The organism is Synechococcus elongatus PCC 6301, assembly GCF_000010065.1.
Classification (GTDB): Bacteria; Cyanobacteriota; Cyanobacteriia; order Synechococcales; family Synechococcaceae; genus Synechococcus; species Synechococcus elongatus.
The window spans coordinates 157,177-168,267 of record NC_006576.1 but is presented as its reverse complement, the minus strand read 5'-3'; the positions used below and the strand labels follow the sequence as shown (position 1 = coordinate 168,267).

9 protein-coding genes and 1 pseudogene are annotated in these 11,091 nt (G+C 53.8%); 5 read left to right on the top strand and 5 right to left on the bottom strand.

The window, feature by feature from the left end:
- Window positions 1-195: 195 nt before the first annotated feature.
- Window positions 196-573, bottom strand: a complete 378-nt coding sequence (locus SYC_RS00790) for a VOC family protein (protein WP_011242468.1) — start codon at window positions 571-573, stop codon at window positions 196-198.
- A 377-nt stretch (window positions 574-950) separates the two neighbouring features.
- On the opposite strand from SYC_RS00790, the gene SYC_RS00785 reads away from it, so the two are divergent.
- On the top strand, window positions 951-2,045 hold the full coding sequence (locus SYC_RS00785; protein WP_231621302.1) for a zinc ribbon domain-containing protein: 1,095 nt from the start codon (window positions 951-953) through the stop codon (window positions 2,043-2,045).
- A 16-nt stretch (window positions 2,046-2,061) separates the two neighbouring features.
- On the opposite strand, the pseudogene gloB reads toward SYC_RS00785, so the two are convergent.
- Window positions 2,062-2,837 (bottom strand): annotated as a pseudogene (gene gloB, locus SYC_RS00780) (hydroxyacylglutathione hydrolase).
- Window positions 2,838-2,862: 25 nt separating this feature from the next.
- Window positions 2,863-3,552 carry a two-component system response regulator RppA gene (rppA, locus tag SYC_RS00775; RefSeq protein ID WP_011242465.1) on the bottom strand — a complete coding sequence of 230 codons (690 nt, stop codon included), beginning with the start codon at window positions 3,550-3,552 and terminating at the stop codon, window positions 2,863-2,865.
- 175 nt (window positions 3,553-3,727) lie between these two features.
- Between rppA and SYC_RS00770 the strand changes: the two genes are divergently transcribed.
- The gene (locus SYC_RS00770) at window positions 3,728-4,255 is read left to right on the top strand and encodes a DUF192 domain-containing protein (protein WP_011242464.1); all 528 of its coding nucleotides are present in this window, start codon (window positions 3,728-3,730) and stop codon (window positions 4,253-4,255) included.
- A gap of 15 nt (window positions 4,256-4,270) precedes the next feature.
- Here the strand turns inward: SYC_RS00770 and SYC_RS00765 are convergent, their stop codons facing one another.
- The gene (locus tag SYC_RS00765; RefSeq protein ID WP_011242463.1) at window positions 4,271-5,377 is read right to left on the bottom strand and encodes an ABC transporter ATP-binding protein; all 1,107 of its coding nucleotides are present in this window, start codon (window positions 5,375-5,377) and stop codon (window positions 4,271-4,273) included.
- A 147-nt stretch (window positions 5,378-5,524) separates the two neighbouring features.
- Here SYC_RS00765 and SYC_RS00760 point away from each other — a divergent pair, with 147 nt between their 5' ends.
- From SYC_RS00760 to SYC_RS00750, 3 genes are all read left to right on the top strand, one after another.
- Window positions 5,525-7,156, top strand: a complete 1,632-nt coding sequence (locus tag SYC_RS00760) for an ABC transporter permease (protein WP_011242462.1) — start codon at window positions 5,525-5,527, stop codon at window positions 7,154-7,156.
- Between the two features lie 231 nt (window positions 7,157-7,387).
- A complete protein-coding gene (locus SYC_RS00755) occupies window positions 7,388-8,023 on the top strand; it encodes a class I SAM-dependent methyltransferase (protein ID WP_011242461.1) in 636 nt (211 codons plus the stop codon).
- Between the two features lie 291 nt (window positions 8,024-8,314).
- On the top strand, window positions 8,315-9,337 hold the full coding sequence (locus SYC_RS00750; RefSeq protein WP_011242460.1) for a Fe(3+) ABC transporter substrate-binding protein: 1,023 nt from the start codon (window positions 8,315-8,317) through the stop codon (window positions 9,335-9,337).
- 79 nt (window positions 9,338-9,416) lie between these two features.
- On the opposite strand, the gene SYC_RS00745 is transcribed toward SYC_RS00750, so the two are convergent.
- Window positions 9,417-11,039 (bottom strand): 2-isopropylmalate synthase, encoded by a 1,623-nt coding sequence (locus SYC_RS00745; protein ID WP_011242459.1) that lies wholly within the window; start codon window positions 11,037-11,039, stop codon window positions 9,417-9,419.
- Window positions 11,040-11,091 lie beyond the last annotated feature (52 nt).

Below are 11,091 nucleotides of genomic sequence, written 5' to 3'. Positions count from 1 at the left end.
GTTCAAACCATTGCCAGCACTCGTGAGTTAGGGTGTTCTGAATTAATTTAGACAAATTATTTTTGCAGTAAACATCTTAGATTCTTTGGTAATCTGTCTAGATTAACTAAGCCTCTCTTGGAATAAGAGAGGCTAACTCATGACAACTAACCTTGCTAATCGGAATTAAGATTAACCAAGGTAGTTAAGCCTCGATCAAGCCGAAACTGTAGTTTCTACGGTTGCCTTGATGGGTTCATAGAGGTATTCAAACCAGTTGCCGTCAAGGTCTTTGCCGTAGAAGGAGGCCGTACCATCACGGTGCTCATGGATGCGCGTTAGTTCAACACCCTGGGTTTTCAGCTGCTCATAAGCCGTGTCAACTTCGGCGCGATCGTGAAAAATAAAGCCAAAGTGTGGACCTGCTTGCTTGTAGCTGGGGCCGAGTAGCGCCAGGCCGTCCTCACCCGCCTTAAGGTATGCCCAGTCTGCATCCTGCCAAACTAGCTCGAGACCCAAGCCCTGATAGAACGCAGCGGCAGCTTCAATATCTTTCACGCAAATGGCAACGTGGCCGAGGCGTTTGAGATCCATGCGAGTTCAAACAGCAGTACTCCTTTATTCTGCCGCGAGATTTCCAATGGACTGGATTGAGGCCCTCAGAGCCACGGATTGACGCTCAACGGATCTGGGGAGGGATTCACCAATGATAAGAAATTTCGACGAATCATCCGTTGGTCGAGTTCAGGGTGACATCTTAAAAGCCGGAGTGAGCTGCTCAGGAAACACTGGGAGGAGTCGTAACCATGTGGTCACGCTTGAAACGATGGTTTGGATCGGCATTTCGCAGGTCGAGAACGATTAACAATGAGCCCCTGAACAAAGTTAGTCTTGTTGTCATTATTGTTATTGATATTTTCATCCTCGTTAATGTCTTTTCAGGACTCTCAGAAATTGGTCGTTGGCCACTCATGGCTAGCGAGTCTTATCCTTGCTATCAAGACTGGCAAATTTATCAAGACCCACAACTTCGCAAGGCAGAGAATCAGGCTTTTAAGCTAGTCTCTCAAGCTGTAAGAATCGGGATGGAAACCCCTAGTTCCTTTCTTTCGCTGACTAGTCAATATCAACAGTCGCAGCGCGATCGCCTCGGCTCAGCCTCTCCACTCTGTCTACAATATGCAGAGCGCTATGACCAAATCACTAAGGCAAATTATTCTAATATTCTTGTCTCGATTAATCAAAAACAAGCCACGATCAACCAGCTAGAAGCTGAAAATCAAAAAATTCGTGAGCAGTACGACTCTTCCCTGCTGGAGCAAATCGCAGGGCAGTCTCGAGATCAGGCAATCACCGATGTTGGGGCAGATCAAGCTCGCCAAAAACTTGAGGCTAATCAAGCAACGATTCAGACCAATCGGCAGGCGATCGCTGGTTTAGAACAAACGCTGATCACTCAGCCTGCAAGTCGCTCCTTTTTGGCGCTGCTGGCCGATCGTAGTCAATTTGAACAGGTTGCACAGGGCTATCAGCGATCGCTGTTTTGGTATCCAGCCCTGCAACTCTTGCTACAGATTATATTCCTTGCTCCACTCCTAGCGATCGCGACAGTTATCCATCGCTATGCTGAACGACGTGACTATGGATTGCTGGCTTTGTTGAGCTGGCACTTACTAGTTATCTTCTCTCTGCCATTACTGTTTAAAGCCTTTGAGCTACTGCGAATCAACATTATTTTTAATGCTCTCTCACAGCTAGTTCAAGCTCTATTTGGCCAGCTCCTCTTCCTCGTCAGTTATCTCTATATCTTCCTGATTCCTGCCTTGGGTTTTGGCATCATCAAACTCGCCCAAGCTTGGATTTTTAACCCACGCATTCAAGCCGCTAATCGAGTCCAGAAGTCCCGCTGTATCAAGTGCGCCAAACGGCTCCCTGCTCAAGAAGCGCACTGCCCCCACTGTGGCCATTATCAATACATCGAGTGCCATCATTGCCACCACCTGACCTATCAATATCTGCCCTACTGTCGGGCGTGTGGCGAGAATTTGCGATCGCCGCAGTCGTGACCTCAATCTCTGCTCTCTAAAACTGATCCTTCCGGCTCCGCAGCCGAGCCAAGGTTTGAACCGGATCTTGACTGGAAACGGCCGCTTGCAGGGCTGCTTGATCCCAGCGCAGAAAGGGATTGGTAGCTTTTTCAATGTCTAAACGGCTAGGAATAGTCGCCTGTCCTTGCTGACGAGCGATCGCGACGGCTTGATAGCGCTGTTGCAGGTCAAAATTGTCTGGCTCTACTGTTAGCGCGAAGCGGAGGTTGTTCAAGGTGTACTCGTGGGCGCAGTAGATTGCGGTGTCGTCAGGGAGCGATCGCAGCTGTTGCAAGGAGTCCAGCATTTGCGCCGGCGTCCCTTCAAACAGACGACCGCAGCCACCGGCAAACAGGGTGTCGCCGCAGAACAAAGCGCCCCTAGGGTTGCCCTCAGCTACCTCAGGGAAGTAATAGGCGATGTGGCCACGGGTATGTCCGGGCACAAATAAGACTTCGGCGGTTTGACCACAAATCTGTAGGCGATCGCCCGCTTCGAGCAAGACCGTTTGACCTGGAATGCGATCGCGATCGACGGCGCTGGCGGAGACAGCTGCCTCGGGAAATTGCCGTAGCAACCGCCGGTTACCGCCGACATGATCGCCGTGATGGTGGGTATTCAGGATGGCTGTTAGGGTGAGCCCTTCCGCTTGCAAAGCAGCGAGCACTGGCTCTGCTTCCGCTGGGTCAACTACCGCGGCCTGTCGCTGCTCTACATCAACTAGCAGAAAGATGTATTGTCCTGAAGTGCTGGCAGGCAGTCAATCCGCATGGTGACGAGTCTCCGAAGGGTAAATTTAGGCCAAATCTCCGAATTGGAAGCGGTAACCTTTGCCATAGACGCTAAAGATCAGCGGCGTTTCGCCCGGGGCTTCCAGCTTGCGGCGCAGGAGGCGAATTTGTGCGGCCAGAACATTGCTACTGGGGGGATTGGCAGAACCCCACACTTGCGCTTGCAGCTCTTGGTGGCTGACCAGTTGGCCCGGATGCTGCATGAGTACTGCCAGCAACTGCGTCTCTTTTTCGGACAGCTCAATGCGACGGGCCTGACGATAGGCCAGTTGGTTGGGCGTATCCAGTTCCAGATCGCCACCCGCAAGGCGCGGAGCCTCCGAGGTTTCCTGTCGGGGCGATCGCCGGAGCAAGGCTCGGACGCGGGCTAGGAGTTCCTTCAGTTCGAAGGGTTTAACCAAGTAGTCGTCAGCTCCGGCATCTAAGCCCTGAACTCGGTCATCGACTGTATCGCGAGCAGTCAGAAACAGAACTGGTACTTGGCGATCGCGCTGTCGAACGGAGCGACAGAGATCCAACCCCGATCGCTCGGGCAGCATCCAATCAAGAATCAGCAAGTCGTAGGGCTGGTGGGTTGCCAGCTGTTCTCCCGTCTGACCATCACTCGCCACATCCACGTCGTAGCCTTCGCGGCGCAACATGCGATGGGGTGGCGCAGTCAGGGCTTCTTCGTCGTCAACGAGCAGAATTCGCATGATTCAATCAGCAGGCGTAGCAAGCTCTATCATTGCCTCTTGCTGGGATCCGTGGCGATCGCTGGGGAAGCTGCGGATCTACAGTCAGCTCGGCAACTGATCACCGTCATCAATCGTCCTGTTGAAAGCAGAGGACTGCCCTCTCGACCTGACTGTCCTATTTTCAGGATTCACCATGCTTGTGTTCTTGGAGCAGCGCTGGTTGCAACGGCTAGCGATCGCAGTCATCCCCCTCTCGATTTTGGGCCTGAGCTGCCGAGGCCAAGCGGAGAGCGATCGCGCCCAGTATTTACCGATCGGCGCTGAGGTCAAGATTGGCGGCCAGCGTTTGGAAGTGGAAGTGGCAGCAACCCCTGCTCAGCAGGCGCGTGGGCTGATGTTTCGACCACGTCTTGCCGACAACCGCGGCATGATTTTTCCGTTCTCCCAAGCCCGTCCCGTCAGCTTCTGGATGTTCAACACACCGGAGCCGCTGGACATGATCTTTCTCTACCAAGGGGAAGTGCGAGCGATTGTGCGTGAGGTGCCGCCCTGTCTGGCCATGCCCTGTCCCAGCTATGGTCCGGCCTTGGTACCGATTGATGCGGTCATTGAACTGCGGGCTGGACGGAGTCAGGAGCTTGGCTTGAATAGGGGCGATCGCCTCAATGTGCAATTTCTGCAGCCTGTCGGCCAAACAGTGCCCACCTCTCAGGAACCATAACTACTAGGACAATGCTCAAGCTCGGGCGGCAGCATTACGCGTGGAAGTGCCCCGTAAAACCAAGGGCAGGTCGTAGGGATAGAGGCGGGCTTGCCCTGTCCGCAATTGAACCTGCACGGCCGTCCCCACGGCGATCGCCTCGCTGACTGGCCCAAGGACTTGGATTTCCAGTCCGGCGGGAAGCTGGACAAAATAGCGGTAATCGCGACCCAGAAACTGGCGATCGCGGACCAGGCCGGTGCCCTCAGGATGGGGATGTAGCAAAACATCCTCTTGCCGCACCATCACCACTGGCGGCTCGCCACCCGTACGGCTGCCCTCCAATCCCCCCGGTGCTTCAAAGTCGCCCAGCACCGTGCGCCACGCATCACCTTGATACTCTGTGGCCAAGAAGTTGGCTTGGGATAAAAACTCAGCGACAAAGCGGCTGGCCGGGTGTTGAAATAGCTCCTCGGGCTGACCAATCTGCTCAAAACGGCCCAAACGCATTACCGCCACGCGATCGCAAATGGAAAGAGCTTCTTCTTGGTCGTGGGTGACTAGAATTGCCGTTGCCTGAGCTTGGCGCAGGATGTCACGCAGTTCCTGCCGCAATCGCAGCCGGACTTGAACATCAAGATTACTGAGCGGCTCATCCAGCAAGATCAGCGGGGGCTGCGGTGCCAAAGCCCGAGCAAGAGCTACTCGTTGTTGTTGGCCGCCAGAGAGTTCATGGGGATAGCGGCGTTCTAGTCCTTCGAGGCCTACCAAAGCCAGCGCTTGTCGAGCGACAGCGGCAGACCCCTTGCGATCGCGCAGCCCAAAGCAGACATTGTCCAAAACCGTTAGATGCGGAAACAGTGCATAGTCCTGAAAGACCATGCCCACTGACCGAGTTTCGGGCGGGAGCGATCGCTGGGCGGTGGCTACGGTTTCTCCTGCGAGCTGGATGCTGCCAGACTGCAGGCTCTCAAAACCAGCAATCATTCGCAATAAGGTCGTCTTGCCGCAACCTGAGGGACCAACCAGTCCCAGAATTTCTCCAGCTTCTAATCCAAAGCTGACTTGATCAACCGCTGCCAGAGAACTTCCTGAGAACTGCTTACAGACACGGTCTAGGCAAAGAACCTCGGATTGAGACATGGGCAACTGCGAAGAACCGCGACAGCGGTGATAGAGAGAGCTTTTCCAGTGTAGAGTGATCTTCTGCGATTTATTCTCAATTGCCCCGTGAGTGCCGCTTCGCCCCCCACTTCAGCCAGCCAGCCAGCACTGCACTGGCCAACCCTGATGGCTCGTCGGAGCTGGGCTGCCCTGACCCTCGGCTTGGCGCTGCTGGTGGCCGCTCCGATCTTGGTCATTCTGGCTAGCCTGTTTACCCAGAAAAGTGAAATTTGGGCGCATCTGGCATCCACAGTCCTGCCGGAATACGTGCGTCATTCCCTTGCGTTGTTGTTTGGAGTGGGCTTTGGCGTCGCTGTCATTGGTACGGCAACGGCTTGGTTGGTGACGGCCTGCCGATTTCCAGGCAGTCGCTGGCTGCAATGGGGCTTACTCTTGCCACTGGCGACCCCGACGTATTTGTTGGCCTACACGCTCTCAGAGTTCTTGGACTATTACGGTCCCGTCCAAGGCTTGTTGCGGCAGACGTTTGGCTGGAGCAATAGTCAGGACTATTGGTTCCCCGAGATTCGCTCGTTGCCAGGGGCGATCGCTCTTTTTAGTCTGACCCTCTATCCCTACGTCTACCTGCTAGCCCGCAGCAGCTTCCTTGAGCAGTCTCACTGCACGATCGAAGCCGCTCGCAGTCTGGGCTGTAGTCCTTGGAAAAGTTTCTGGCGAGTGGCCCTGCCCTTGGCTCGGCCTGCGATCGCAGCGGGGATGGCCTTGGCGTTGATGGAAACCCTCAATGACTTCGGGGCAGTGCAATACCTGGGCGTCAATACTTTTACGACTGGCATCTATCGCACCTGGCTGGGATTGGGCGATCGCCCTGCAGCAACCCAGTTATCAGCCGTTTTGCTGTTGTTTATTGCCGTGCTGCTGCTACTGGAATGGGCCTCACGCCGGCAAGCCCGTTTCTACGAGTCTGGGAGTCGCTACGCGGAAGCGCCGGTTTACCAATTACGGGGTTGGCGGGCGCTGATTGCAGCGATCGCTTGTCTCCTGCCAGTGTTGCTTGGTCTCGTGCTGCCCGTCGGCATTTTGTTAGAACTCGTCCTTAACTACAGCGAAGAGGCCAGTAACAATAACTTCTGGGACTTGACCCGCAACAGTTTGATGTTGGCTGGAATCACAGCTGTTCTGGCGACGCTGCTGGGCTTGATCGTCAGCTATGGTCAGCGATTACAAAAGTCTTGGCCAATTCAGCTAGCGGTGCGTACGGCTTCTCTCGGCTATGCCATTCCCGGGTCAGTATTGGCTGTGGGTATTCTTTTGGCGCTAGGGGGGCTAGATCAGGGCTTGACAGGCCTCAGCGATCGCTTTGGTGGCACAGAACCAATTCTTTTGACCGGAACTTTGGTTGGCCTTGTGTTTGCCTATCTCGTGCGGTTTCTGGCGATCGCTTTTTCGGGTATCGAATCCAGCTTGACCAAAATCCGCCCTAGCTTTGACGAAGCGGCTCGCAGCCTCGGGGAAAGCAGCAGTGGGGTGCTACGCCGCATTCACTTGCCTCTCCTCAGCGGTGGACTCCTCAGCGTCAGCATGCTGGTGTTTGTCGATGTAATGAAGGAGCTGCCTGCCACTTTGGTGATGCGCCCCTTTAACTTCGACACTTTGGCTGTGCGGGTCTATCAATATGCCTCGGATGAACGTCTGGCAGAAGCTGCGCTCCCGGCGCTGATGATTTTGGTAGCGGGTCTGCTGCCTGTGATTCTAATTAGCCGCCAAGTCACTCAGTCGGCAACCAAACGGGCCTGATTTTTGCGACTATTGCAGGGAATCCACCGACGCCTGCTGGGCGATTGCTGAGTTTTTCTGGCGATCGCCTCTGAGTCGGCATTGATGCACTCCAACCCGAGAGCGTGACAACAGTCTCAAAGAGCATTGATCACCTCACCATAGACACCAAGAAAGACTCGACTGCCCCAGTTTCACAGCACTAGAATCCAGCAAATATTACCAACAGCTTCTAGTCAGCAAATTTTGACGATGGAAAATCATTCCACCCCAGTTCAAGAAGAATATACAATCCTTGCATCATCCTACGATCGCCGCTGGGATTTTTATATTCATGCCACTATTCAAGAAACCCTTAAGCGAATTACTATCAGCTCTCAAGCATCAGTCTTAGACCTTGGTTGTGGAACTGGATCACTCCTTCAACAACTTGCAGCACAATATCCTACAGTCAAGCTTTCAGGTTTAGATATATCAGCTGCAATGCTAGCGATCGCTCGGCAGAAACTACCGGATTCAGTCAAGCTGCAGACTGGAGAAGCTAATGAACTCCCCTTTCCGGAACACCATTTCGACCTCGTGATCTCAACGAGTGTTTTCCATTATTTTCAAAACCCTGAAAAAGTTCTTCAAGAGATCACGAGAGTTTTAAAGCCCCAGGGTTGCTTGATTTTAACGGACTGGTGCCGAAATTACTTGATGATTAACCTCCTAGATCGATGGTTGCATTGGGTTGACAAGGCTCATGTTAGAGCTTACTCAATAGATGATTTGCAAAAGATATTAATCGAAAGCAACTTTAAACTGCTATCAATTGACCAATATCGGATCAATTGGTTTTGGGGATTGATGACAATACAGGCAGCTAGAGGTGATATAGCAGCCTAAAACAGGGTATGGAAGAAAGCGCTACAACTCCAACCTGATCTGACGCTGGTTGTCGGTAACTTTGGCAATGAGTCGCTGGCTCTAGCGCCTCAGGTTTTGCTGCCGCCTCCTCATGGGATGGCAATAGCTCGGTAGAGGAGATCACTACACCCTAGGTTATTTGCAAATGAGTCCTAGCAGAATTAGTGCTTAGAAGAGGCTAACACCAGGTTTCAAAGGTCCTGAGTTGTCGAAAGGGGCGTCAGGCTTATACGCTCTTATTTAGAACTACTTGCAATAAGGATCAAGCTTTTGTCTTGTCTACGTATCTGGTCAACGGGCCTTGCTGCTCTGCTCCTCAGCACAGGCCTTGCAGCCTGCTCAGGGGGTAGCGATAAGGTCGTCAACATCTACTCGTCCCGGCATTACAACCAAGACGATGAACTCTACAAAGCTTTCACAGACAAGACCGGCATTCAGGTCAATGTGATTGAAGGCAAAGATGCTGAGCTGATTGAGCGCATCCAAAGTGAAGGAGCCAACAGCCCTGCCGATGTCCTGATTACGGTGGATGCGGGTCGCCTGTGGCAGGCGGAGTCAAAGGGACTCTTCCAGCCCGTGCAATCATCCGTGCTCACCGCTGGCCTGCCTGATGACCTGCGCGATCCGGACGGCCGCTGGTTTGGATTTGCCCGTCGGGCCCGCGTCATCATCTACAACAAAGCCAAGGTTCAGCCCAGTCAGCTTTCCACCTATCAAGCCCTCGCCAACCCCGAGTGGCGTGGCAAGCTATGCATGCGCAGCTCTGACAACATCTACAACCAGTCCTTAGTTGCGGCAACGATCGCAACGCAAGGGGAAGCAGCTACGGAAGAGTGGATCAAAGGTTTGACGGCAAACTTTGCGCGACCGCCCCAGGGCAACGACACCGCTCAGATCAAGGCGGTTGCGGAAGGCGTCTGTGATGTCGCGGTCGTCAATCACTACTACGTCGCACGGTTGTTGGAATCCAAAGAGGCGAGCGATCGCGAAATTGCCTCAAAAGTCGGGGTCTTTTTCCCGCGCCCCACCCACGTCAATGTCAGTGGTGCCGGCGTTGCGACCAATGCTCCACACAAGGAAAATGCAGTTGCATTTCTCGAGTTCTTGGCGAGCCCCGACGGACAGCGCTACTTCACCCAAGGCACCTACGAGTATCCAGCCAAAGCCAATACGGCTGAGGATGCAGTGGTCCAAAGCTTTGGCCCCTTTGAGGCCGCTCCCGTCAATGTCGATGTCTACGGGGCCAACAATGCTGAAGCGGTGAAGATTATGGACCGTGCAGGCTGGCGTTAATCATCTAGCGCAATCTAAAAACAATAGCCACCCGATTCAAGGATCGGGTGGCTGCTCTGTTGAGAGAATGGACGATCGCCTAACGACCCATACCAGCGACAATCGGTTCTTGCGGATGCAAGGGCTTATCCTTCTGCAACGCTTCGGCAAGCCGGTTGAGAGCGTGAATATAGGCTTGGGCCGAGGCTACGAGGATGTCGGTATTAGCCGAATGTCCAGAGAAAATCCGGTCTTCATGACGCAGACGAATCGTGACCTCGCCGATCGCATCAATCCCTGCTGTGACAGACTTGACCGAAAACTCGATCAGCTCATTCGGGATGTTCACCACACGATTGATGGCTCGATAAATCGCATCAACCGGCCCCGTACCGATCGCTGCGTCAGTCAGTTCTTCCCCTTCGGGAGTGCGTAGGGTGACGGTGGCGGTGGGACGCGCATGATCGCCCGCTGAAACCTGCACCAATTCCAGCTTGAACAGCTCGGGTGCTTGCTGGGTTTCGTCATTGACGATCGCTTCCAAGTCGCGATCGGTGACTTCCCGCTTTTTATCGGCTAGTTCCTTGAAGCGCAGGAAAGCTCGGTTCAAGTCGTCCTCGCCAAGGTCGTAGCCCAACTCCTGCAAACGGGTACGGAAGGCATTGCGCCCCGACAGCTTACCGAGGGTAATGCGATTGGTACTTAGGCCAATCGTTTCGGCGTCGACGATTTCGTAGGTCAGCTTATTTTTGAGGACGCCGTCTTGGTGAATACCCGATTCATGTGCAAAGGCATTGGCCCCCACGATCGCTTTATTCGGCTGCACCAACATCCCAGTCAGATTCGAGACCAAGCGCGAGGTTTTGTAGATTTCGCGAGTGTTGACTTGGGTTAGGGGTGCTTCTGAATCTGCAGCGCGTCCCAAGAACGGATTGAAGTATTGGCGACGCACATGCAGGGCCATCACCAGCTCTTCTAGAGCCGCATTACCAGCTCGTTCGCCAATGCCGTTGATCGTACATTCCAGCTGGCGCGCGCCGTTTTTGACCGCTTCTAGGAAGTTGGCGACAGCAAGGCCTAAGTCGTTGTGACCATGGACGGAAATGATTGCCTGATCAATGTTGCAGACATTCTGTTTAATGCCGCCAATCAAGGCTCCAAACTCGCTAGGAGTCGTGTAGCCGACGGTGTCGGGAATATTGATCGTTTTGGCCCCTGCCGCGATCGCCGCTTCCAAACACTCATAGAGGAATTCAGGATCCGATCGCCCCGCATCTTCCGGCGAAAATTCGACGTCATCGACCAAGGAAGCGGCATAGCCAACCATCTCGGGGATGACCGCCAAAACCTCAGCCCGAGTTTTCTTGAGCTTGTACTCGAGGTGGATGTCGGAAGTGGCGATAAAGGTGTGAATGCGGCCTTTGGCTGCCGGTGCCAAGGCTTCAGCCGCTGCTTTGATATCCTGACGAGTTGCCCGCGCCAAACTACAAATCGTGGGGCCATCCGGTGTGCCGACTTCAGCGGCAATGCGCTGCACCGCTCCAAAATCACCGGGACTAGCAAAGGCAAAACCGGCCTCAATAATGTCGACATTCAGTCGAGCCAGTTGACGCGCGATCACCAGTTTCTCTTCTAGGTTTAGGCTTGCACCAGGTGACTGTTCGCCATCCCGGAGCGTGGTATCGAAAATGAGAATCCGGTCGTTCGAGCTTGCGCTGGCCATCGGACGGTTGCCAGAAAAACTGTTTTCATTCTAGGTGGCGAACTTCCCGCTT

Excerpts from the sequence above, each read along its gene's own strand:
- SYC_RS00760 (WP_011242462.1), top strand. The coding sequence starts at position 5,525 with ATGGCTCGTCGGAGCTGGGCTGCCCTGACCCTCGGCTTGGCGCTGCTG.
- SYC_RS00765 (WP_011242463.1), bottom strand. The coding sequence starts at position 5,377 with ATGTCTCAATCCGAGGTTCTTTGCCTAGACCGTGTCTGTAAGCAGTTC.
- SYC_RS00755 (WP_011242461.1), top strand. The coding sequence starts at position 7,388 with ATGGAAAATCATTCCACCCCAGTTCAAGAAGAATATACAATCCTTGCA.
- rppA (WP_011242465.1), bottom strand. The coding sequence starts at position 3,552 with ATGCGAATTCTGCTCGTTGACGACGAAGAAGCCCTGACTGCGCCACCC.
- SYC_RS00790 (WP_011242468.1), bottom strand. The coding sequence starts at position 573 with ATGGATCTCAAACGCCTCGGCCACGTTGCCATTTGCGTGAAAGATATT.
- SYC_RS00785 (WP_231621302.1), top strand. The coding sequence starts at position 951 with ATGGCTAGCGAGTCTTATCCTTGCTATCAAGACTGGCAAATTTATCAA.
- SYC_RS00745 (WP_011242459.1), bottom strand. The coding sequence starts at position 11,039 with ATGGCCAGCGCAAGCTCGAACGACCGGATTCTCATTTTCGATACCACG.
- SYC_RS00770 (WP_011242464.1), top strand. The coding sequence starts at position 3,728 with ATGCTTGTGTTCTTGGAGCAGCGCTGGTTGCAACGGCTAGCGATCGCA.